General features: G+C 60.4%; 16 protein-coding genes and 1 tRNA gene. 15 read left to right on the top strand and 2 right to left on the bottom strand.

Annotation, left to right across the window (positions count from 1 at the left end):
- Nucleotides 1–14: 14 nt before the first annotated feature.
- On the bottom strand, nucleotides 15–2,027 hold the full coding sequence (locus HZB60_06630) for an APC family permease (protein ID MBI5059439.1): 2,013 nt from the start codon (nucleotides 2,025–2,027) through the stop codon (nucleotides 15–17).
- A 63-nt stretch (nucleotides 2,028–2,090) separates the two neighbouring features.
- Complete coding sequence (locus HZB60_06625) at nucleotides 2,091–3,158, bottom strand: alcohol dehydrogenase catalytic domain-containing protein (GenBank protein ID MBI5059438.1); 1,068 nt, start codon at nucleotides 3,156–3,158, stop codon at nucleotides 2,091–2,093.
- A gap of 242 nt (nucleotides 3,159–3,400) precedes the next feature.
- On the opposite strand from HZB60_06625, the gene HZB60_06620 reads away from it, so the two are divergent.
- From HZB60_06620 to HZB60_06550, 15 genes are all read left to right on the top strand, one after another.
- Nucleotides 3,401–3,835, top strand: a complete 435-nt coding sequence (locus tag HZB60_06620) for a hypothetical protein (protein ID MBI5059437.1) — start codon at nucleotides 3,401–3,403, stop codon at nucleotides 3,833–3,835.
- Nucleotides 3,836–4,174: 339 nt separating this feature from the next.
- Nucleotides 4,175–4,248, top strand: a tRNA-Pro gene (locus tag HZB60_06615).
- A gap of 712 nt (nucleotides 4,249–4,960) precedes the next feature.
- Nucleotides 4,961–5,173 (top strand): 50S ribosomal protein L31, encoded by a 213-nt coding sequence (rpmE, locus tag HZB60_06610; GenBank protein MBI5059436.1) that lies wholly within the window; start codon nucleotides 4,961–4,963, stop codon nucleotides 5,171–5,173.
- A 73-nt stretch (nucleotides 5,174–5,246) separates the two neighbouring features.
- Nucleotides 5,247–6,263, top strand: coding sequence for a DUF1385 domain-containing protein (locus tag HZB60_06605; protein MBI5059435.1), 1,017 nt, complete (start codon nucleotides 5,247–5,249; stop codon nucleotides 6,261–6,263).
- 129 nt (nucleotides 6,264–6,392) lie between these two features.
- Entirely contained in the window at nucleotides 6,393–6,821 is a 429-nt protein-coding gene (locus HZB60_06600; GenBank protein MBI5059434.1) for a hypothetical protein, read from the top strand.
- Between the two features lie 71 nt (nucleotides 6,822–6,892).
- Complete coding sequence (ychF, locus tag HZB60_06595) at nucleotides 6,893–7,972, top strand: redox-regulated ATPase YchF (GenBank protein MBI5059433.1); 1,080 nt, start codon at nucleotides 6,893–6,895, stop codon at nucleotides 7,970–7,972.
- A gap of 313 nt (nucleotides 7,973–8,285) precedes the next feature.
- Entirely contained in the window at nucleotides 8,286–9,980 is a 1,695-nt protein-coding gene (pilB, locus tag HZB60_06590) for a type IV-A pilus assembly ATPase PilB (GenBank protein ID MBI5059432.1), read from the top strand.
- A gap of 15 nt (nucleotides 9,981–9,995) precedes the next feature.
- Nucleotides 9,996–10,901 (top strand): hypothetical protein, encoded by a 906-nt coding sequence (locus HZB60_06585; GenBank protein MBI5059431.1) that lies wholly within the window; start codon nucleotides 9,996–9,998, stop codon nucleotides 10,899–10,901.
- Between the two features lie 9 nt (nucleotides 10,902–10,910).
- On the top strand, nucleotides 10,911–12,053 hold the full coding sequence (locus HZB60_06580; GenBank protein MBI5059430.1) for a type IV pilus twitching motility protein PilT: 1,143 nt from the start codon (nucleotides 10,911–10,913) through the stop codon (nucleotides 12,051–12,053).
- Nucleotides 12,054–12,073: 20 nt separating this feature from the next.
- Nucleotides 12,074–13,279, top strand: a complete 1,206-nt coding sequence (locus HZB60_06575) for a type II secretion system F family protein (protein ID MBI5059429.1) — start codon at nucleotides 12,074–12,076, stop codon at nucleotides 13,277–13,279.
- Between the two features lie 9 nt (nucleotides 13,280–13,288).
- Nucleotides 13,289–14,830 (top strand): hypothetical protein, encoded by a 1,542-nt coding sequence (locus HZB60_06570; GenBank protein MBI5059428.1) that lies wholly within the window; start codon nucleotides 13,289–13,291, stop codon nucleotides 14,828–14,830.
- 3 nt (nucleotides 14,831–14,833) lie between these two features.
- On the top strand, nucleotides 14,834–16,201 hold the full coding sequence (locus HZB60_06565; GenBank protein ID MBI5059427.1) for a sigma-54-dependent Fis family transcriptional regulator: 1,368 nt from the start codon (nucleotides 14,834–14,836) through the stop codon (nucleotides 16,199–16,201).
- Nucleotides 16,202–16,432: 231 nt separating this feature from the next.
- The gene (locus HZB60_06560; GenBank protein MBI5059426.1) at nucleotides 16,433–16,849 is read left to right on the top strand and encodes a prepilin-type N-terminal cleavage/methylation domain-containing protein; all 417 of its coding nucleotides are present in this window, start codon (nucleotides 16,433–16,435) and stop codon (nucleotides 16,847–16,849) included.
- A 304-nt stretch (nucleotides 16,850–17,153) separates the two neighbouring features.
- Entirely contained in the window at nucleotides 17,154–18,527 is a 1,374-nt protein-coding gene (locus tag HZB60_06555) for a sigma-54-dependent Fis family transcriptional regulator (GenBank protein MBI5059425.1), read from the top strand.
- Nucleotides 18,528–18,603: 76 nt separating this feature from the next.
- Entirely contained in the window at nucleotides 18,604–24,000 is a 5,397-nt protein-coding gene (locus tag HZB60_06550; protein ID MBI5059424.1) for an Ig-like domain-containing protein, read from the top strand.
- The last annotated feature ends 32 nt before the right edge of the window (nucleotides 24,001–24,032 follow it).

Genomic DNA, 24,032 nt, shown 5'->3' with positions numbered 1-24,032 from the left:
GCGGGAAGTGGTGGTTATTGCAGGCGAACCGGCAGCACGACGAACTGCAGGCCGTGGAACATCAGTCTGCGCTGAATCGTCAGCGGAGTTTCATTGTGCAGAATCCGCGACCAGACGCTGTCTTTCCAGAACAGCAGGCGGGCCGCGAAGAACACCGAATTCGGGTACTCTTCATAGACCTCGAGGCAGACCCGCTCGATTTCGGCGATGTAGTCGATTTCGCACGAGACGCGGGAGTCGGCCTTGAGTCCGTAGGACCGTGCCAGCGTGACATAGCGGTCCGTTTCACGTTTGATGGCGGCGTTCAACTCCGCAAGTTCATCGACGCCTTTGAAGTGTCCGGCGTCGATCGCGCCCACGGAAACGAACACATATTGCTTGAAGCGCGGCCCGAACAGCCGCTGCACGTTCAAGAGCACGTGGATGCCGACGCCGTTGTATTTCTCGACCAGAATCACGGCCGTCGGCTCATGCGGGTCGAGCGTCTGCTTCGCCACCGGCTCATCGCCGAACGAGAGCGTGGACAGGATCTCGTCGATCTTGGCGACGCGCTGCTTGACGGCCTCGTAGTGATTCTTGATGTAGAGACACAACCCGATCAAACCGACCGTGACCAACAACGTAAGCCAACCCCCGCTCGTAAACTTGAATGCGATCATGATCACGAGTAGCGTGGCGCAGACAACGAACCCGAAGCCGTTTATGAGCAAGTGAACGAACCAGCGTCGGTCCTCTCTTCGTTTCTGTATCCACAGTCGCGACATGCCAAGTTGCGACAACGTGAACGTGATGAAAACGTTGATGGCGTAGAGCGCGACCAGAATCGTGATATTCCCGCCCGCCCAGAGCAGCAGCCCGGTCGCGGCAACGCCCATGATCACGATGCCGTTGTGCGTGACCAACCGCTCGGAAAGGTGGCTGAGGCGATGCGGTAGCCAAGAATCCAGCGCCATGTTCGCGAGTACACGTGGCCCGTCAATAAAGCCCGTTTGTGCGGCAACAAACAGCAAGAGCGCGGCGGACACAAGCGTAAACCACATCAGTGCATGCCCGGCTACGGCAGCGGATCCCTTCCAGTTCTGCATCATCTCTTGGAACAAGACGGCATTCAGTGTCTTACCCGTCTGACCGTGAACGTTGAACAGAAAGTAGTTGATGAGGATCATGGAAGCCAGCACGGCAAGGGTGATCGCCATGTATGCCATTGTCTTCTTGCCGGTGTGCACACGTGGCTCGCGCAATGCGAGCAGACCATTCGATACGGCCTCGATCCCCGTAAAAGTACCGGCGCCCTTGCTGAACGCTTGCAGGAAGACCAGGATTAAGCCGAACACGCCGACAGATTGAGCCGCCCCGTGCGCGTCAAGAGTTGCTTGAGCGGCGCGTTCGGGCAGCGCGCCCAGATGGCTGACGAAACCGTAAAACACCAACCCAAAGTGCGTGAGGATAAAGAGGATGAAGATCGGCGTTAGCACCACCACCGACTCGCGCACGCCGCGCAGATTCATGTATGTGAGCAATACGACCGCCGCCAGCGCTGTCAACAAGCGGAACGCTGCGTAGTGCGATGGCAGCAAACTGAAGATTGCGTCCACACCCGAAACAACGGAGACGGCGATTGTCAGTGCGTAGTCGATGACCAGCGCCGCTCCCGACACGACACCGGCTCGCGGGTGCAGGAGCTTAGACGCAACCACATAGCCGCCGCCTCCGGACGGGAATTGTTCAATGATCTGAACGTAGCTCGCCGAGATGATCAGAACGACAAACCCGATGGCGGCCGCGAGGATCGGCGCAAGGAACGTATAACCGTGCAATGCGTGGTACGTCTCTTCGGGGCCGTAATTGGCCGACGAAATTCCATCAGCTCCCATTCCGACCCACGCAAAAAACGCGATCAGCGAAATCGAATGAAAAACCTTCGGATCGAACGGATTGCGCCGCCCGCCGATGAGTCGGCGCCGGATTCTCTTGAACAGAGAAGCCGGCGTTTCGTCAATCGGAGGCGGGGAATGATGATCGTTCATTTACGAACGGGGCTGCGCACTTGCGGATTGCGTCCGCGTCAATGAGCAACCCCGTCATTCGCGTTAGTTTCCGGCGTTCGGCAACAGGATGACTTTGAGTCCCTCGCCGTGCAGTTTCGTGTTGAAACCCTTCTCGAACTCGGCCATCGGAAAGCGATGCGTGACGATGCGGTGACACGTGTCGCGGAACTTGCCTTCGAGGAGTGCCAGCATATCGATCCATGTGGAGAAGATCTTGCGACCGATGATCGCTTTGATCGTGAGGCCTTTGAACACGACATCCTGCGAGAAATTGACGGCGATGTCGCCGCGCGGCAGCCCCAGCAGCGCCAGCTCGCCGCCCATGCGGATGGTAGCGAAGGCATCGCGATAGGCCGGTCCGTGGCCGGACAGTTCCAGCACGACGTCCACACCCAATTTGCGCGGATCCGACTTGGCGGCCTTGACGAGTTCCCGCTGTTGAGCTTCGTCGCGGACGTTGAAGACCGCGTCGGCGCCTTCGTCCTTGGCCATCTTGAGCATGGAGTCGTGAATGTCGCTGACATAAACACGCCGCGCGCCCATCAGCCGGCAGAGTGCGGTGGCCATGATGCCCATCGGACCCGCGCCGAGAATCACAATATCCTTGCCGACGACGTCCACCGAACGCACGGTGTGCACCGCGTTACCGATTGCATCCAGATAAGCGGCGATTTCCACGGGCAAATCGCCCGGCAGCGGAATGACCGTTCGTGCGGGAAGCACGATGTGGTCGGCAAACGCGCCCGCCGCATCAATGCCGCGAATGACCGTGTTTAGACACCACTGGCCGTTTCCCGTTCGGCAGTTGTGACAGACACCGCAGATGAGGTGCATCTCGGCGGAAACGAAGTCGCCCACGGACAGGCCGGTCACCCCCTTGCCAATGGCTTCCACGATTCCGCAGAATTCGTGACCCAGCACGACCGGCAGCTTGTCGCGCATGCGATTCATGAGCGGAGGGTCGGCACGGTAGATGTCAACGTCGGTGCCGCAGATTCCGGCGGCGCGGACCCGGATGAGGACTTCGTCGGAGTGAACGATCTGAGGAGTTGGGGCGTCGGTGAGGTAGGTGAGACCGACGGCAGTAGTTTGTTTCTGAATGGCTTGCATAGGTGGGATGAATGCGGGAAGGGGTATTGCCAAAACTACTGAAGTTACTAATTTCTCAAAGAATAGTCAAGTGCGCGAGAACCCCGCTTCGAGACTGTATTATCGGAAAGGCCGGCCGTTTGCCGCCGTCTGCCTCAAATCGCTTTCCCGCGTCGGGGGCGCTGGGTGGGTTAGTCTGGTTAAAGGTTAGGGTCACATGTGCCGATACATTAGATACGACATACCTAAACGGAGTCCCAATCATGAGCAATGAGCATTTCGCCTGCCCAAACCCCGCATGTTCCGATTTTAGCAAGATCGGGAATGGAAATATATCACTTTACACACGTTACGGACGGAAGCAGGTCCGCCTGCTGATCTGCAACACGTGTGGCAAGACGTTCAGCGAACTGAAGGGATCTCCTTTCTGGGACAGCCGACTCGACTGGGACACGATCGAGAAGATCTACAAGTCACTCCTCGAAGGGCAGGGCATTCGGGCCACAGCCCGCATTCACAACCTCTCGAAGAACACCGTCAAGCGTTATCTTCGCTTGGCGGGCAAGGATTTTGGGGTCGTGGAGCGGTTCCTGGCCGAGCGCGGCGTGCTGACCGGCGACGCCGGCGAGCTTCGCGACCTTGTGAATCGTCATGTGAGCCGCAGCGTGACGATCCACACCCGTTTGAATGGTTTTTGACGAAATCACATTGTACTGACGCTGCAAGTTGAGGCGACCCTGCTGGGCCGCCTCTTTCTTACTCCAACTCGGACTCCCCCCACATCCAGTGGGGGACCGGGGGGGTGCGCGTCTTCGCGCATCTGCGCTTCTTCGCCGATCCGCTTCCTCAGTGGGCCGGCATCGTTGAGTCACCGACTCCGTTTCGGACTCCCCCCACATCCAGTGGGGAGCCGGGGGGGTGCGCGTCCGCGCGCATCTGCACTTCTTCGCCGATCCGCCCCTCCTCGGGCCACTGGAATCGGTCTCTTCCCAAGTCCGGTTAGCGAGTGTCCGAAAAATTTGCTATACTTCTCATCTCGGGGCGTAGCGCAGCCCGGTAGCGCATCTGCTTTGGGAGCAGAGGGTCGCTGGTTCAAATCCAGTCGCCCCGACAAATAAAAACAGCATCTTACGATGCTGTTTTTGTGCGCATAGTGAGACATTGTCTGATCTGGCAAGTACTTGGGACTCTGCCCGCCGCGTGACTTCCATTCCTGAGTGCCCGGTTCAGCAATTTCGGTTTACGTATTTCGTCCTCTCGCGCTACCGCTCCGACCGCATTCCTGACCCGTAAACCTGAGCAGATAACTCGATTACGTTCAATGCTTTAGAGTCATCATAGCTCCGTGCAACTCCTTTATGTTCAACTATTTGTTGCTTTTATAAAAGTTCTTTCTGACTTCATAAAATTTCGGTAGTATATTTAGGGCAATTGATCATGATCCATGCCTCGCTGTCAGCCCACTGTCAGCGCATTTCGGCAGGGCTTGGCTCTGAGAGATCTTTGCAGAGCTGCCGTTCATGAGTGCCCAGAATGGTCCTCTTCTTTACCCAAACCGCCAGTACCGTTGTCTCCATGCTCGCCGCATTCGGTCGTCCCGGACAAACAGATAAGCGAAAAGTATTACAATGAGTTAACCAGTTCGTTCGGTCAAAATTGTTTTTGTACGCCATCCCCGATCTACTTCATCCCGCATCGCTCATCCTTCAGCCCTCATCCCTGCCGGGAACCGCGAGCCACGTACCCGAGTAACCGCTCTGCCCCGGAGCTTGACTCACCCGCTTGAGTTTCGTATATTTAGGGTTCAACTGAGGAGAGAGGCCATGAAAGAGAAGTTCCATCCCGGCTACCATCTTGTGACTGTCGAGTGCGCGTGCGGGAGCAGTTTCCAGACTCGCTCGACGCAGAAAACAGACAAGGTAAAGGTAGAAATTTGTTCAGCTTGCCATCCGTTCTTTACTGGTCAGCAGAAGCTGGTCGATACGGCGGGTCGCGTGGACAAGTTCCTGAAGAAGTACAAGAAGGCGTCAGCCTGATTCAGGCTCCCCATGACGGTTTACGAGGGCGGCATCCATCCGGTGCCGCCTCTTGCTTACCCGGGTTGCAAAAATGACTGATACCAACGGAAAATTCACGAACGCACCCGAACCCGATCGCCACGAACTCTCGGCAGAACTGGCCATGGGAGGCCAGGCGCTAATCGAGGGGGTGATGATGCGCAGCCCGACCCGCATCGCCATGGCGGCGCGCAAGCCCGATGGCGGGATTGTGGTTCGCTGCTATCCCTATGTCGGCATCGGCAAGCGAATCAAATGGCTTGGGTGGCCGGTGATTCGCGGAGCGGCCGGAATGATTGAGGCGCTCAAGATCGGCACCGACGCCCTGAACTGGTCGGCCCAGCAGCAAATGACCGGGGACGAGCAGCTCCCGGATCACACGAGCTGGAAGCACCGGGCGCTCACAATGCTGTCGTTGGCCGCCGCTTTTGGATTCGGGCTTGTGCTGTTCATGTACTTCCCGTACTGGGTCGCCCGCTGGACGCTGGGCGCGGACGGCTCGCAGCTGCCATTTCACCTGATCGCGGGCGGCATCCGCATCACGATCCTGCTGGTGTACCTGTGGGCGATTTCGCGGTGGAAGGAGATCCACCGCGTGTTTCAGTACCACGGGTCTGAGCACAAGACGATCGTGGCCTTCGAGGAGAAGATCAAACTGGATCCCGACGCTGTCAACCGCCGGACGCGCTTCCACCCCCGCTGCGGGACGAGCTTTCTGCTGATCGTGGCCCTGTCGGCGATCATCTTCTTCGTTATCGTGGACAGCCTCGTCGTCGCGCTGTTTGGTCAGTATCCGAATGTGCTGGTGCGGTTTCTCGTCCACCTGCCGCTGATCCCGCTGGTGGCGGGCCTGTCTTATGAATTCCTCAAATTCTCGGCCAGGCACGTCGAAAACCGGCTGGTTTGGGCCTTGATCCAGCCGGGGTTGTGGCTGCAGCGGATCACAACCCAGGAGCCGACTCCGGAGATGTGCGAGGTGGCGATCGTTTCCCTGGAAACCGCGCTGACCGGGGCGTCAGATCGGCTGGGCGTTGCCGCCGCCGCGGCGCCGGCGCCGGCCACGGCCTGAAACTTGCGGTTGAACCGGGTATTAGGGCTTGCAAAAGTACAAAAGCCTTTGTATCTTCTGACCCTATCGACACTGACCCGCTGGTCTGTAGTGCAGTCAGCTCCGCATTCGCACACGAGGGTTTCACACATGCGTCGTTTTCTACCCCTGCTGCTCATCATATTCGTGGCGCTGTTCGTCGGCGGCGCGCGCGCCGAAGATAAGCCCGACTGGGGCTACACCTGGATCGATGCCCACTATGTCCCGGACAACGCTCCGGACGAGCTGAAGAGCTTCCACGAGGTGTTTATCCCGATGCTGGAGGCGCGCGGGTCGGCCGAGTCGGCATACCTTCGCGAGCATGCCGACAACATGTATCGGCTGTCGAAGCAGGTCCGGGGTTCGTGGAATTCCGACGACGGCGACTTGCGCAAACACTTCAATCGCGCCGCGCATGATCTGGTTTCGCACTGCGCGAAACTGCGGGAGCAGGCGTTCGGCGGTTCCTCGCCGGTCGTCTATCAGACGATGAAGGATGTCGAACACGACTATCTTCGCCTCGCGAATCTGTGCGAGTAGTTCTTTGCCGGTGGTATGTGGTAAGCCCGCTTTGCTGCGGGCTTTTTCACTTCTAATCTCTGCACCTGCTCATGAATATCGGAATTATCGGCCCGCCACAGTCGGGCAAGACGACGACGTTTCACTTGCTGACCGGCACCGCGCACGATCCTGCCGCGTCTTTCAAGCGCGAGGTTCAGCACGCGGTCACGGATGTCCCGGACCGCCGCGTGGACAAGCTCTCCGAGATGTCACAGTCCAAGAAGACGGTCTATGTGACCGTGGAGTACGTGGACACGCCGGGTATCGAGCACGGCGGATCGAAGACGGAGTGGTTCGCGGCGGCCATTGAGGGCGGCGTGAAGAACAGCGATGCCCTACTCACGGTAGTCCGTGCGTTCGGTGAGGATTCGGCGGCCCGCGAACTCAACCCGCAGCGGGACATCCTCGCGATTCAGGATGAGCTGGTCTTTGCGGACCTGGTTGTGCTGGAGAACAAGCTCTCCCGACTGGAGAAACAGCGGCGGGTGAAAGCCGCGACGCCGGACGAGAAGCACGAGGCGGAGCTGCTGCACCGGGGCCTGGAGCTGTTGCAAACGGGGCAGCCGCTACGGCTGCTGACGCTTGACGCACACGACAAGAAGGCGCTTCGCGGGTATCAGTTCCTGTCGGAGAAGCCGTTGCTGGCCATCGTCAACGCTGCGGACGACCGTTTGCAGCAGATCAACTCTTCGCTCGCGGCCTTGAACGGCGCGCTTGCGGCGCACGGCATCCAGGCGATCGCCTTGTCGGCGCTGGTCGAGGCTGAGATTGCGGGACTTGACAGTGAATCGCAGGCCGCATTCATGTCCGACCTCGGAGTGGAAGAACTCGCGCGGGATCGCGTCTTGCGAGCGAGCTACGCGCTGCTGGGACTACAGAGTTTCTTGACGACAGGCGACAAGGAATCGCGCGGGTGGTCGATCCACAAGGGCGACAGTGCGCTGGACGCCGCCGGGGTGATTCACACCGATCTCGCGAAAGGGTTCATTCGTGCGGAAGTTGTCAATTACGATGATTTTGTGCGGGAGGGCGGTTATGCGGGCTGCCGGGCGAAAGGACTGGTCAGGCTGGAAGGCAAGGAATACCCGATCAAGGACGGGGATATCCTTGTGATTCGTCACAGCGGTTAGCATCGCGGGAATTCGGCATCCGCGGCGGAGCCGCGGTCGGACTTCAAGACGGCTTGAGCTTTGTGCTCAGGCCGTTTGTTTTTTCAGAGCATCCGTGTTTAGCGTCGTCAAGCTCCGCACCGGAGTTCATAGCCGAAGCCAGCGGAAGCGTGTCACTTGTCCGACGGTGGCGCCGCTGTTTGCGAATTGCAACGGCATCCTGCCTGATTTCGAATTCGACTGTCCCGCTCGGCATGCGATTTGCAAATCCGCGACATGCTGAATGGGCGAATTGCAATGAAACTGCCGGAAACTGAAGGAAAAAGACCCGCGGATGAGTTCGCGAATTCCAAGTCTGCTACTGAACAACAACTTGATCACGCAGGAACAGTTCCTGCTGTTTAAGTCGCGGCAAAAGGACTCAGGCAACACGGTGGTCACGGAGCTGTCGAAGCTGGGCGTGATCAGCGAGGACCAGATCGCCGATTTCCTGAGCAGCTACTACGACATGCCGCGTGCGGACCTGTCAGGCCTGGACATTCCGGAGCAGGTCCGCAAGTTATTGTCACCGGAGTTCATCCAGAAATTTCAGGCGCTCCCGATCAAGAAGACCGGGAAGACGATCCAGGTCGCGCTGGTGGACCCCTCGATCGACTTCGTGTTGGAAGATATTAAGTTCATCTCCGGGTGCAACGTGCAGCCGATCGTGGTCACCGAGACGGGATTCCTGCGGGCGATTGAGACCCACTATCAGATGGGGGGGACGCTCGACCGGATTCTCAAGGACATGGGGGATGACGTGGGGCTGGAGGTGGTGCAGCAGGGACAGGACTCCGAAGTTGACAAGCTGAAGGAGGATCTGGAGGCTGCGCCCATTGTCAAGCTGGTCGATGGCATTATCGCCGACGCGGTTCAGCGCGGAGCCTCGGATATTCACTTTGAGCCCTATGAGACCATGTTGCGCGTGCGCTTTCGGATCGACGGCATGCTGCAGGAAGTGATGTCGCCGCCGCAGCATATGCGGAGCGCGATCACGTCGCGGCTCAAGATCATGGCGAATTTAAACATCGCCGAGCGCCGGGTGCCGCAGGACGGTCATATCAAGATGCGGCTGCCGGATCGTACGATCGACCTGCGCGTGTCCACGCTGCCCACGATGTTCGGCGAGAAGGTGGTGATGCGAATCCTTGACAAGTCGAATTTGACGTTGGACCTGTCCACGTTCGGTTTCGAGGAGAAGTCGTTGGATGATTTCGCCCGCGCCATCCGCTCGCCCTACGGGATGATTCTGGTCACCGGACCGACGGGCTCGGGCAAGACGACGACGCTTTACAGCGTGCTGGCCAAGCTCAACGTCCCGACGGTGAACACGATGAGCGCCGAGGACCCGGTCGAGTACAACTTTGCGGGGCTGAATCAGGTGCTGGTGAGGGACGAAGTCGGGATGTCCTTCGCCTCCGCGTTGCGCGCCTTCCTGCGCCAGGACCCGGACATCATCATGATCGGCGAGATTCGCGATTTGGAAACGGGTTCGATCGCGGTGCGCGCGGCGCTCACGGGGCATCTTGTGCTGTCGACGCTGCACACGAATTCCGCGGCGGCAACCATCTCGCGCCTGATCGACATGGGGATCGAGCGATTTCTGGTGTCGTCGTCGGTGAATCTGATTTGCGCGCAGCGGTTGGTGCGGAAGATCTGCAGCAAGTGCAAGTCACCGTTTGAGGTGCATCCGGAGGCGCTGTCGGAAATCGGTCTGGATCCGGCGAAGAACAAGGGTCACGTTTACTATCGCGGGGCCGGCTGCGTGGAGTGCAACAACACGGGCTATCGCGGGCGCACCGGCATCTACGAGGTGATGCCAATCACGCCGCGGCTCCGGACGATGATTCTGGACAGCAAGAATACGGCGGAACTCGAGGCGGCGGCGGTGGAGGACGGGATGTTGACGCTGCGGAAGAGCGCCATCGCGAAATTTGAGCGCGGGGTTACCACGATCGAGGAAGTTCTGCGCGTCACGGGCGAATTCTGACCAGGCCGGAGAGCTATGAGATCACGACTATCCCTCTTTATGAACAGCTTGACGCTCGAGGAGCTGATGTTCCTTGAGGAAGAGATCGAGCGCCACAAGCAGCCGTACACGCGGCAGTACAGCGTGCTCTCCGTGCACACGGATCGGCCGGTGCTGCTCCAGCATCCGGCCGTATCTTTGGCGTCGCTGGCGCGCGACCTGCGGCGTCTGATGACCGAGAGCGCGGCGGTGGGGGGGGGAACCCTGCTGGCGTTTTCGCCGGAGCGCTGTTTGATGCTGTTCAACGAGATTGAGCAAACCAGCCGGAGCTGCGCGGCGTTGTATGCAGGTCTGCCGGAATTCAACGGTCGCGGCGAATCGGAATCGTACAAGATTGGTCTCAAGTTGGGAGTGGCGAGCGGCGAGGACACGCTGGGGCCGGGCGCTCCGCGGAGCGTGCGGTCATCGGCGACCGTGCGGCGGGCGAATGAATGCGCGTGGCGCAGCGCGAACGGCGTGATTTTGATGGATGAGGCGACGTCGGCGAAGTGGCCGGGGCGGCAGGCGTCGATGCGCATGGCGTTCGACATCGACGGCCAACACATTTACCGTGCGACACCGGAGTTGATCGGGTCGAAGGCGGACCGGTTCGACAATTCGGCGTTGCAGGAATTCGTGGAAATGGTGTCGCGGTCCGGTTGCGGGACGATCAAGTATGATCTGCGGCACCTGGAAGCGGATCCGCTGCGCGCCGCATCCGGCGGGATTGCCGGCGCGATCACGGACCTGACCTTGCAGGCGTTTGACCCGGGCGAGAGCAAGAATGTGAACTACAGCGAGAAGATCGCGGCCCGGGATTTCAGCGACCGGATGGAGAGCCTGAAGCGCGTCTTGAGCACCCACGGTCTGGCGTTGATTCGGTATGATCTCGAAGCACAATGAGGAGTATAGATGACGGACACTCAAACAGGAACGCCGGCGCGGCTTGACATTCGGCAGTTGTTGCAGGAGTTAATAGACGGTCGCGGCAGTGACTTGCACTTGACGGTCAACAGTCCGCCGCGAATCCGCGTGGACCAGCAAATCCGCAGTCTGAAGTATGACGCCATGACCCCGGATCAATGCAAGGCGCTGGCGTACAGCATTCTGACGGACAAGCAGCAGAAGAAACTCGAGCTGGATCTTGAAGTGGACTTTGCGTTTGGCATTGACGGCTTGTCGCGGTTCCGCGGCAACGTGTTCTTTCAGCGCGGTTCGTTGTCCACGGTGGTTCGCGCGATTCCGTTTCGGATTCCGCCGATGGAGCAGTTGAAGCTGCCGAAGATTTGCGCGCAGTTTCCGAATAAGCCGAAGGGCATTATTCTGGTGACGGGGCCGACGGGATCGGGAAAGTCCACGTCCTTGGCGGCGATGGTCGACCGGATCAATACGGAGCGTCCGGTGCATATCATTACGATTGAGGATCCGGTCGAGTATATTCACACGCACAAGCAGGGGCTGGTGAACCAGCGCGAGGTGGGGGCGGACACGCGCAGTTTCGCTACGGCCTTGAAGTACGTATTGCGTCAGGATCCGGACGTGATCATGGTGGGTGAGATGCGCGATCTGGAGACGATTCAGGCGGCGCTGTCGGCGGCGGAGACCGGGCATTTGGTATTTGCGACGCTGCACACGAACTCGGCGACGGAGTCGGTGAATCGCATTATTGACGTGTTCCCGCCTCATCAGCAGGCGCAGGTGCGAGCGCAGTTGTCGTTGTCGCTGGAGGCGGTGATGACGCAGAAGCTGTTGCCGCGGAAGACCGGCGGCGGCGTCGTGCTGGCGGCGGAAGTGATGATGTGCACTCCGGCAATTCGCGCGTTGGTACGCGAGAACAAGGTGCATGAGATGTACGGAGTTCTGCAGGTGTCGCAGAAGTACGGCATGCAAACGATGAACATGTCACTGTTGGACCTGGTGACATCGGGTCTGGTGACGCCGGAGCGGGCGATCAGCGCCTCGAACATTCCGGAGGAGCTTGAGCGGATGATGGGAATGGGCAAAGCGGCACCGACGGATCGCGCGCGCTCATTAGCCAATCAGTGGAATCGTTAACCAAGTAGATAGGACGCGCCATGCCAGTGTTCATATATGCCGGGCGGTCCGGCGGGTCAAAGACGATCAACGGGGAGATCGAAGCGCGGACCAAAGACGAGGCCGTTGCCAAGCTGCGACAACGCAAGGTAGTAGTCACCGACGTTAAGGCGAAGCCGAAAGACATCGCGCTGGGCGTGGGCCTCAAGACGCGGATTGGCGTGAAAGACCTGAAGATCTTCGCGCGGTTGTTCGGGACCATGATCAATGCCGGACTTCCGATCGATACGTGCTTGCAGATTTTGGCGGACCAGATGAAGAACAAGTCATTCCGCCGGGCGATCGCTGAAGTTCACAGCGCGGTCTCGGGCGGTGCTTCGCTGGCCGAGGCGATGGGCCGCCAGAAGCACGCGTTCGACAATTTGTTCGTGCACATGGTCGCGGCGGGCGAGACCTCAGGCTCGCTGCCGGGAATCTTCCAGCGCTTGGCGGTCTATCTGGAGAAGGCGGACGCCTTGCAGCGGAAGGTGAAGGGCGCGATGATCTATCCGGCGGTGATCGCGTGCGTCGCGATCGGTGCGACGGTGTTCCTACTGATCAAAGTGATTCCGGTGTTCGCAAAGATGTTCAAGGACCTGGGTGCGGACCTGCCCGGGCCGACAAAATTCGTGTTGGCGCTCTCCGATTTTGTGCGGGTCACGTTTTTGCCGGGAGTCGGACTTGCAATCATTGGCTTCTTCCTGTTCAAGAAGTGGCATCGGACGGAGAACGGGAAGCGTGCCGTTGACAAGTTGCTGTTGAAAACCCCGGTGATCGGGAATGTCATCCGGAAGACGGCCGTCGCACGTTTCTCGCGCACGTTGGGCGTGTTGATTTCGTCGGGTGTCCCGATCATGAACGGATTGGAAATTACCGCGAAGACGTCAGGCAACATGGTCATACAGGCGGCAATCGACCGGATCCGCAAGGCCATCGCCGAAGGCAAGACGATATCGCAACCGCTGATGGAGACGGGTGTGTTCCCGCCGATGGTGGTCCAACTCGTCTCGGTGGGCGAACAGACGGGGCGCTTGGCGGAGATGTTGGGGAAGATCGCGGACTTCTACGACGAGGAAGTGGATGCGGCGGTGTCCGCGATGACGTCGTTGATCGAACCGGTTGTGATTGTGCTGATGGGCGGAGTAATCGGCGGTCTGCTCGTGTCGATGTACCTGCCGATGTTCGACATGATCGGCGCGATCAAGTAGGGGAGAGCTGTGATAAAGTTAGTCCTGGAGACGGGACAGAACTTCTCGGCGTTTCTCGCCGCCCGGCTGATCTTTGTCACGGTATTGCTGGGGATTGGGCTGCTGTATCGCGCGGACGCGGTAGGTGCAGGGCCCTATCTGACCTTGCTGGCCGTCAACGCGGGCTTGAGTCTCGGCTGTTGGGAGTGGTATCGCCATCGGCGTCTTGCACTGCTCTTGCAGTGGTTCGCCCTGTCGGCAGCGGTGATCGTCGATACCCTGGTGTTGTGGTACACGGGCGGCTCGAACAGCGAGTTCGTGTTTCTCTACTTCTTCTCGGTTGGTTCCGCCGGCCTCCTGACCGGGATCACGGGAAGCATGTGGGTAACGCTGCTCGCGACGGCCGGCGTGCTGTGGCTGGACTGGTCGGCCACGGGACGAATCGATGCGTTCAGCGGTTTACGCGGATTCGGGTACGGCGTGAACTTTGCATTGACGGCGGCGCTGGCATCGTACGTTCATGATCGGTTTGCGCAGCGTGAACGGCGTCATCGTGAGACGCTGGGTGAACTGGCCCAGTCCAAGCTGGACACGCAGGCGATTCTGGATAGTCTGGGAACGGGCTTGGTGGTACTGAATCGAGAGCAGCAACTGCTGTTTTCGAATCCGGCGGGCCTCCAGATACTCGGACTTGCCGAGGACGCATCGGGGCAAGCGATTGAGAGCAAGCTGCATGACCAGGCGGAACTCGTGGCGGCCCTGCGGGGCAGCGACGGAAGTCCTGAACGACGCAGCGAAATGAGCGTCGCTACGGGAACCGGAGTTCGTCCCGTCGGGTATTCGATTTCGTCGCTGACAACACCCGAAGGAGAGCTGCGCGGTCACATCGTGCTCTTTAACGACCTCACACGGATCAAGGAGGCGGAGCGGCAGGAGCGCGAGCGCGATCGGCTGGCCGCGGTGGGCATGTTGTCGCGTGACCTGGCGCACGAGATCAGGAATCCGCTGGCGACGGTGCGGGGCTGTGTGGAAATGTTGTCGCGATCTCCGGCGGCGAATGCCGAGCAACTACCCTACTTTCAACTGGCGTTGAAAGAGTCGGATCGCTTGAACGGATTCCTCGCGGACTTTCTGACGTTTGCGCGGCTGGATGCACCGCACCGGGCGCCGGATGATCTGCGCGAATTGATCCGACGCTGCCTTCGCCATGCGTCGTTGCGCATGCCGGTGCGTGAGACGTTGGAGGCCTCGCTGCCGGTGCAGATTGATACGGAGCAGATTTCGCTGGCGGTTGACACGATCCTGCTCACACTGTCGGAGTGGGGCGAGCAGGGTGACGAGCTGCAGATTGAAGGAGCGTGCGACGACACGGCGACGGTCAGATTCCGGCTTGGCGGCCGGGTGCTATCGCCGGAGATTCGCGACGCGGCATTTCGTCCGTTTTCCGGGGTACAGAAGCGATCGAGCGGACTGGCGCTGCCGATTGCGATGCGCGCAGTTCATGCCCACGGCGGCACATTGGTATTGGAGTCGGACACACAGACCGGGACTTACTTTGAACTCTCACTATAACGAATGGCGAAAGAACGCATATTAGTCGTCGATGACGAGACGAGCATCGGCGAGTTCCTGACGCTGATCCTCACCAAGGAGGGCTACCGGGTGCAGGCCTTGACGTCCCCGGTGGCGGCGCTGGCGCGGCTGGACGAGGAGCCGTTTGATCTCGTCATCACGGATCTCCGGATGCCGGAAATGAGCGGGATCGAGTTGGTCCGCGAGGTGAAGCAGCGCTCGCCGGAAATCGGTGCGATCGTGATCACCGCGTTTGCGTCGCTGGAGTCGGCGGTCGAAGCCATGCGCACGGGAGCGGCGGACTACATCACGAAGCCGTTTCACGTGGACGAGATTCGCACCGTGGTGGAGAAGGTGCTGGACGGTCAGTTATTGAAGCGGGAGAACCGAAAGTTGAAGGCGCGCCTGGTTGCGGAGGGGGCGTCGCCCGCGCGGCTGATCGGCTCCTCGGTGGAATCGCAGCGGCTGCTGGAGTTGATTCGCCGGGTCGCGCCGTCGGACTCGACGATCCTGATCACGGGAGAATCGGGCACGGGCAAGGAGGTCGTCGCGCAGGTGATTCATGCGCACTCGGAGCGCGCCAACGCGGATTTCGTAACGGTGAATTGCGCGGCACTTCCCGACACGCTGCTGGAAAGCGAGCTATTCGGTCACATGCGCGGCAGTTTCACCGGCGCCGTGCGGGACAAGGACGGGCTGTTCAAGATGGCGCACGGGGGCACGCTTTTCCTGGACGAAATTGGCGACATGACGCCGAATTTGCAGGTGAAGCTGCTGCGGGCGTTGCAGGAGCGCGAGATTCTGCCGGTGGGAGCGACGCGACCGCTGAAGATCGATGTGCGCGTGATCGCGGCGACGAATTCGGATTTGGAACGTAAGCAGCGCACGGGCGAGTTTCGCTCCGACCTGTTCTACCGACTTTCGGTGATTCCGATCCACATTCGGCCGCTGCGGGAGCGGCCGGCGGACATTGAAGAGCTGATCGATCACTTCACGGAGCGCTCGTGCCGCCGCCACAACGTCGAGTTGAAGCAACTAACGCCGGAAAGTCGTTCGCTGCTTCGGTCATACGGCTGGCCCGGCAATGTACGCGAATTGGAGAACACGATAGAACGGGCGGTGATACTCTGTGAGACGAATACCGTTGACACGTCATCACTGCCGGGGAAGATCAGTTCGGGCGCCGCGCCGAGTGCGGCCGCTCCGTCCTCTCCGTTGGCGGGTACTTTGGAGGACGTGGAGCGCGATTATATGCTGCGAGTGCTGGAGACGACGGGTTGGCAGAAGAAGCGGGCCTCGGAGATCCTCGGGATCGATCCGTCAACGATTTACCGGAAGTTACAGCGTTATGGTATCGATGCCCCGAAATAGTTTCGGATAGTAAATATGGGCGAGCATATCCACCAGCGCGTTGCGAGTCGCCTTGCAGAATGCTTGCAGGCGTCAACTCAAACGCGGGAGAGGGTCCGGCGCGAGTCCCGTGAACGATTGAAAAGTTAAGGAGTTAGGGTATCACCTTGGGCGTGGCATGGCTGTTGCCAATTAGACAACCAGAAAGCACGATAAGTCAACGTCAGGCCTACACACAGATTGGAGAAAAAGATGTTCAAGAGTCTTCGTCGCCGCAAGGCACAAAAGGGATTCACCCTGATCGAGTTGCTGGTTGTGATCGTGATCATCGGCATTTTGGCGGCGGTCGCGGTTCCGCGCTTCATGGGCGCGCAGGATCGAGCGCGTGTCGGCGCGGCGCGCGCGGACGTCAACCAGTTCCGTCAGGCGCTGGGTATGTATGAAATCGACTATGCGGATTACCCCGCTGCGCTCACTTTGGCCACTGCGCCGACTGTGCTGGTGGACCCGAACAGCGATCCGTATATGTCGCTGCCGACCGGCACGAACTTCGCGGCTTTCACCTACACCTATGATGGTGCGAGCACGCCGACCTCGTACAGCATTTCGGTGACCTGCAACGACAATGCGGGTACCGTGCTGACGGCGACACCGGATGGCGTGAACTAGTCCGACAACCGCGCTGGGTCGCGCGTGACGCGGCCATGACAGCCCGATAAGGCGCACCCTCCGTAGCGATACGGGGGGTGCGTTGTTTCGGCTCGGCGGGACGGGGAGTGTCCGAACGGAGTGCGCGGCAAATTGCTCCGCAGGGGGTGCAGCGGGTTGCGGAGTCGCAACGAGAGCCGGGTCGGGAGCGGGTGCAAGTCATTGCGCAGGCTGACGCGGCGCCGATACGAAGTACGTGGCACGCCCCTTGCAAACCGTTGCGGTAGCTTGAAGTGGGTACTCTCGAACCGGGCGTAACGAAGATATGACGAAAGCCAAGATTTTGGTCGTCGAGGACGAGCCGGGCTACGCTGAATTCTTAAGTCATTACTTTGAGGAGCGTGAGCAGATTTGCCATACGGTAAGCGATGGCGGTTCTGCGTTGCGCGCTCTGGAGTCGGCGGAATACGACGCGGTCCTGCTGGACTTGCGGCTGCCCGACCGTGACGGAGTCGAGATTTTGAGACAGATCAAGGGATTGCACAAGGAGCTGCCGGTCGTGATGATGACGGCTTATGGGTTTGTGCAGACCGCGGTGCAGGCGATGAAGGCGGGGGCGTTCGATTACATCGCGAAGGAAGAGTTGTCGCCGGATCTGCTGGACTTGACGATGACCGCGGCGCTGGAGCAGCGGGAGTTGAAGCTGGAGAATGCCCGGTTGCGGCGCGAAGTCGCGGCCCAGTATTCGTTTGACAATTTGGTGGGCAAGTCCGGGCCGATGCGCGACGTGTTTCAGCGGATTCAGCGGATTGCGCCGTTCAACAGCACGGTGTTGATCACGGGGGAATCGGGGACGGGCAAGGAGGTCGTTGCGCGGTTGATTCATCTGCACAGCAAGGCGCGCAACATGCCGTTTGTGACGGTCAATTGCGGGGCGATTCCCGAGACGCTTCTGGAGTCGGAGCTGTTCGGGCACGCGAAAGGCGCCTTTACGGGCGCACTGAAGATGAAGAAGGGCTTGTTCGAGGAGGCCAGCGGGGGCACGCTGCTCCTGGACGAGATTGGGGAAATGCCGCTGTCGTTACAGGTGAAGCTGTTGCGCGTGCTGCAAGAGGGGAAGCTGCGCAAGCTGGGCGACGTGCAGGAAACGACGGTTGAGGTTCGCGTGATCGCCGCGACGTCGCGGAATCTGACGCAGGCGGTGAAGGACGGTACGTTCCGCGAGGACTTGTTCTACCGCTTGAATATCATTCCGATCGTGATGCCGCCGTTGCGCGACCGGTCCGAGGACGTGCCGTTGCTGGTGCATCACTTCCTGCGGAAGCTCTCGCCGGCGGGCGAGCTTTACGATGTGACGCCGGAGGCCACGCAGGCGCTGACGAATTACAGTTGGCCGGGGAACGTCCGCGAGCTGCAGAACATTATCGAGCGCGCGGTGGTGCTCTCGGACGGCAATCGAATCACGTTGGACTCGCTGCCGGTCGAGCTGCGCATCAACGATCACGAATTTCAGGTGCAGATTCCGGACGAGCAGCTCAGTATCAAGCAGACGCTGGCCGAGCTGGTTCCGCGGGTTGAACAGGAGTTGATTCAGCGCGCACTGCGGAAGACGAACAATAACCGGACACGGGCGGCGCGGTTGCTTGAGATATCGCATCGGTCGCTGCTCTACAAGCTCAAAGAATACAACTGCGCATAAAGGCGAAGGAGTGCATGTGATGAAAGGCCGTTCCGCAACAGGTCTTTGGTTGCCGGCAAGCTTGCTGGTAATAACGGTGCTCTGGTTAGGTTGTGAACAGAAGGGCGAGATCAGTCCGACGGGCACCAACCGTCAGACGTTGACCTTCATCGACACCGTAACCGTGGACCCGCTGATATTGGGTCCGGGAGCAGAGGCGACGATTGAAGCGCGGGTGCTGAACGAATCCAATGAGCCGGCGATGAACGAGGATGTGCGATTCAGCGTGAATCGCGGCACCGTGGCGTCGCACCGGGCGGATACGACGGTGAAAACCGATGTCCAGGGGCGCGCGCGCACGACGTACACGGCTCCGGCGGATACCGGCGGCGTACTATTGCGCACCGAGCTTCCGAGCATGAACGAGTTACGAACGACGACGCTGATGGTGGCACAAACCGAAGGCACGGTCGAGGGCCAACTTAGCGTGTGGTCGGCCAGCGATACGGTCTATGCCGACAATGGAGCATCGTCCACTCTGATTTTCGCGCGGCTGCGCAACGAGCAGCATAATCCGATCGGGAATGCGACGATCTACTTTTCGACCACGCTGGGCTCCGTGACGTCACCGGGCGTCACCGATCCGGTGAGTGGCACCGCGACGGCGACCCTGGTCTCGTCGATGGAAACCGGGCGAGCGATCGTGATCGCGCGCTTCAACGACACGTCGGACACGGTCGAGATTGAGTTTCTCGAACCGGCGGCGGCGAGCATGATTATCGTGACGTCCTCGCTGGCGCAAATGTCAGCCGGCCTCGACAGCGCGGAGATTACGGCGCGCGTCTATGATTCGAATATGCAGCCGGTCATCGACAATACGGTGGTCTTCTTCGCGGCCGACGGCGGAAGCCTCAGCAGCCTCACGGCAAACACACTGGGTGGTGTGGCGCGCACGACGCTGTATGCGGCGACGGTAGCGGGCACGACCACGGTGACGGCGACCACGGGTAATCAGGTTACCGGCAACGTGCCGATCGTGGTTAACGCCGGACCGTGTGCGCTGATCGATCTGAGCGCGGCAGCGGAGACCATGTTCGCCGATAACGCCAGCGAGACCACGATCACCGCGACTTGCACAGACACGTACGGAAACTTCGTGGCTGAGGGGACGCCGGTCAGTTTCGCCAGTCCGACGGGAGCGGTAACGCCCGCTTCGACGGTTGGTCCCAATGGTCAGGCGACGGCCCAGTTCCGCAGCGGACTGGACCCCGGTCCGGCCGCGATCACGGCGACGAGCGGCAACGTGACGGGCAGCGTGACCGTGGTGCTCGAAGCCACGGTTCCTTCGTCCATGACCTTCAACGCGGACCCGTTGCAGCTCGTGGCGGACGGGGTGAGCACGTCGGACCTTCGCGCTATGATCCTTGACTCGGAGAGCCGGCCGGTATCTAACGGTACGAGTGTAACGTTTACCTCGCAGCAAGGGCAGATTTCGGGGCTGTCTTCGACCAATAGTCTTCACGTGGACCGGAGCGGCATGCCATCGTCGTGGACGGCGCGGTTAGAGCGCCCGGCCGGGCTGCGCATCAAGGGTGTCAGCGGAAATCCGCAGCGCGCCGCGGTGTCGAACCCGACCTCATCGACCTACAGCACGACGACCCTGGACGGCTATGCGTATGCAACGCTGACGAGTCCCACGATGGCGGGTCCCGACTCGGTGCAGGCGGCGTGCGGAACGCTGTCGCATGAGCGCGTGATCGTGTACCATGCGGGCGACGCAGCGGGAATACAGGTGACTCCGGTGTCTTCGCAGATTCCCGCGGACGGTGTCAGCTCGACACCGGTGGCATGCCGGGTCGTGGACGCGTACGGGAACCCTGTCGGCGCGGGCGTCGAAGTGGAATGCAGCGCGACCATCGGGACCGTCATTCCGGAGGTGGGATACACGAACGATGCGGGCGTGTTTACGACGAATGTGATTTCGACGCGCGATCGCGGCATCTGCGCAATCGTGGCCAATTCAGGTACCGCGAACGGCTATGGCGAAGTGCAGTTCGTGGCCCCGCAGGTGGCCGAGGTTGTGCTGACGGCAAGCGCGAATCCGATATATGCGGACGGCGCATCCACGTGCACGCTGACGTGCACCGCGACCGACAACTATGGCTTACCGGTGTCCGGGGCCGCGGTGGTGTGGCAGGCGCAACAGGGAATCGGCAGCTTGCAGCCGCTGAGCACGATCACCGACGAAAACGGTCAGGTCACCGCACGTTTCACGAGCGGACCGTCCGAAGTTGACGCCGCGCAGATCGTGATGTGCACGGCGAGTGGTCAGAGCGATCAGCTCGGCATGCAGATGACGGGCGTGACGATCAGCTCCTGGATGGACACGGATGAACTGCCGGCTGACGGCAACTCGACCACGAACGTCAACGCGCAATTGCGGGAAACGACCAGCAATATCGCGATCAGCAACGGCGTGGTGTACTTTGCGGCCAGCGCCGGTGCCGTGGCGCAGAGCGCCGTCACCGACGCGAGCGGCATCGCGACCGCGCAATACCGTGCGGCGAGCGATCCGGCGGCGGTGACGGTAACGTGCACGTACGGGAATGCGCTGCGCTCGAACACCGGACTCAGGCTGACCGATACCGAAGCGTCGGTGCTCATGGTTCAACTCAGCACGAACTCCGTGTTGGCGAACGGCGTATCTACCGTGACGGTAAGCGCGATCGTAACGAATGAGTCGGGCCAACCGGTCCCGAATACGGAAGTGAGTTTTGCAGTCACCGGTCCGGGTGCGATGCTTACGCCGACGGTCATGAGCAATGACAGCGGGTGGGCGGTCTCCACGTATCTTAGCTCCGCATCGGCCACCGATGCCGTGGCGAATGTGGATGTGTCGATTGAGCGGACGAATGAGGCGACAGCCATCCAATTGCGGGGCGTGACCGTCCAGATCGAATCCGATGCAGCATCTCTTCCGGCGAACGGACAGAGCGGGACGGCCGTGCGCTGTCAAATTCGCGAGACGACCAACATGCTGGCGGTAGCGGGCGAGGCGGTGAACTTCGCGACCTCCCTGGGCAGTATTCCGGTGATGGCGCTGACGAATACTTCCGGTATCGCACAGGTCAATTTGACGGCGTCATCGGCACCGGGAACCGCGCATCTAACCGCGACGTACGGGACCGGGCTGTCCAGCGCGATGGATATCGAGATGTATGCCGCGGTTCCGGCCTCGGTTCAGATGAGCAGCGAGATCAATAGCGTCCGCGCGGATGGCATTTCGTCGGCGGAGATCAGCGCCCGCGTGTTTGACGTGCAGGGCTATGCGCTGGTGAATTCTCCGGTGAGCTGGATTACGACATCAGGAACTGTGATCGACGCGGAGACCATGACCGACGGAACCGGCACGGCAACGGCGACGCTGGTGTCCGCCGCCTCGAGTGAGAATCAGCAGGCCGTGATCACCGCCACCTCAGTCGAAGCCCAGAGCTCCTTGACGCTGATGCAACGCGGAGTAACGGTGGAAGCCACGGCTACGCCGGGTACGGTAATCGCGGACGGCAGTTCCCTCTCGCTGATCCGGGCGCACGTGTTTGAGACCGAGAGCAACTATGCCATCAGCGGAGTGGAAGTACATTTCGGTTCGACGTTGGGCACGATGGTAGGCGTCGCGAATACGAATGTGTCCGGGATTGCCGAGGCGACGTTGACCTCGTCCACGGAGACCGGAACCGCCTCGGTAAATGTCTCGTTCGGCAACACCTTGACGGATGTGGTACAAGTTGTGTTCGCGCCATCTACGCCGACCCACTTGACGTTGACGGGATTGCCGACCGTGCTGCTGGCGGACAATAATTCGACTTCGACGCTAACCGCCGTTGTGACGGATCAGAACGGGAATCCAGTCCCGAACGGGACGCAGATTCGGTTCAGCCTGCCGCCGCAAAGCGGCTCCCTGGAGAATTTGCGCACGACGACCGGCGGTGTCGCGGTGAATTCGCTGACGTCCAGTACGACGCCGGGCACCGTGAGCGTATTGGCGTGGGCGGAGGCGGACCCGAGCGTTCGTGACAGCGTCGCGATCACCTACGTCGTCGGTCCGCCGGCGGTGGTCACGATCACAGCGCAGAGCGACACGCTCTCCGCGGACGGCATCGCAACAGACACGATTTCGGCCTATGTGACCGACGCGGTCGGGCACGCGCTTGCGAACGTCGAAGTTCGATTCAGCGCGACGATCGGCAACATCGCGCCGAGCCGCTCCACGGACGCGACCGGCCGGGCCAGCGTGGCGTTCAGTTCGCCGCAGACAGGAACGGCGACGATTACGGCGCTGGCGGACTCGATCTTTGCGGACCATACGGTGTACTTGATCCCGGGCGGACCCAATAGTATCCAACTCGCCTATGATCCGGGCTCGGTGGGTGTTCGCGGCAGCGGTCGCAACGAAACCCTGCTGGTGACGGCGACGGTTCGTGACGTGAACAACAACACAGTAATCGACGGTACGCCGGTCTATTTCAACATCAACAATTCACCGGGCGGCGGGGATTTCCTCTCCTCTAACGGTCCGATCCCGACGATCAACGGCCACGCGACGGTCTCTTATAACAGCGGCACGGTATCCGGCAGCGCGCGGATTCGCGCGGTCTGTCAGACGATCAGCGCGGTCTCGACGGAGATTCTGATCTATGCGGGTCCGCCGTATATCGAGAGCATCGTGGATGGCTGCAACACGACGCACATGTCGCTCGCGGCAGGGCCGTGCAGTATGTTCGGCATGGACGTTGTCGGCGACTCGGTCGAGGTGTTGGCGCTAGTCGGCGACCGCTACAACAATCCGGTGACGCCGGGAACGGCCGTGTACTTCACGACTTCCGGGGGTGTGATCACCACGGCGACCGGCTACACGGACTCGATGGGCTTTGCGCGTGTGACGCTCTGGTCGGGCAATCCGTTGCCGACGATTCCGCGCTGGTTGAGCACGCTGGTGGATCCGAACACGGGTTCCGCCATTCTCTGTTCGGCGATTCCGACGCAGCCGGGCCTCGCCAAAGTTCTGGCGAGTTCGGCCGGAGTTGATGCGAACGGCGACAGCGTGACGGTCTGGGCGAGCACAAACGTGGTGTTCGAATACAGCCAGCCGCAACTGTACCTGCGTGACGCAAGCGTCAATGGTGATTCGCAGCAGCGCGAAATGTACATCGGTGAGAACGCGTTGATCACGATCGCGGCTTACGACCCGGATTACTGGCCGTTGGTCGCCGGCTCCGTAGTTCGGTTTTCGGCGAACGAAGGCCGTTGTTACCCGCAGGAGATCACGATTGGGTGTCCGGGTGACACCACGTACACGATCAGCTTCTTCAACGACCTGACGTTGGAGGATACGGACGCCGCGACGCCGGTGTTGATCGAAGTCGATACGCGTCAGGGCGACGCGTTCGCATTCACGGAGACATTCACGCTGCGCGCACTGCTGCCCCAGGAATAGTCAACACGGGCACGTGCACAACAGTCAGAGCA

It is taken from the genome of candidate division KSB1 bacterium (assembly GCA_016214895.1).
In the GTDB taxonomy this organism is placed as follows: Bacteria; Electryoneota; RPQS01; order RPQS01; family RPQS01; genus JACRMR01.
The sequence above is the reverse complement of the archived record's forward strand: the minus strand, read 5'-3'. Positions and strand labels throughout refer to the sequence as shown.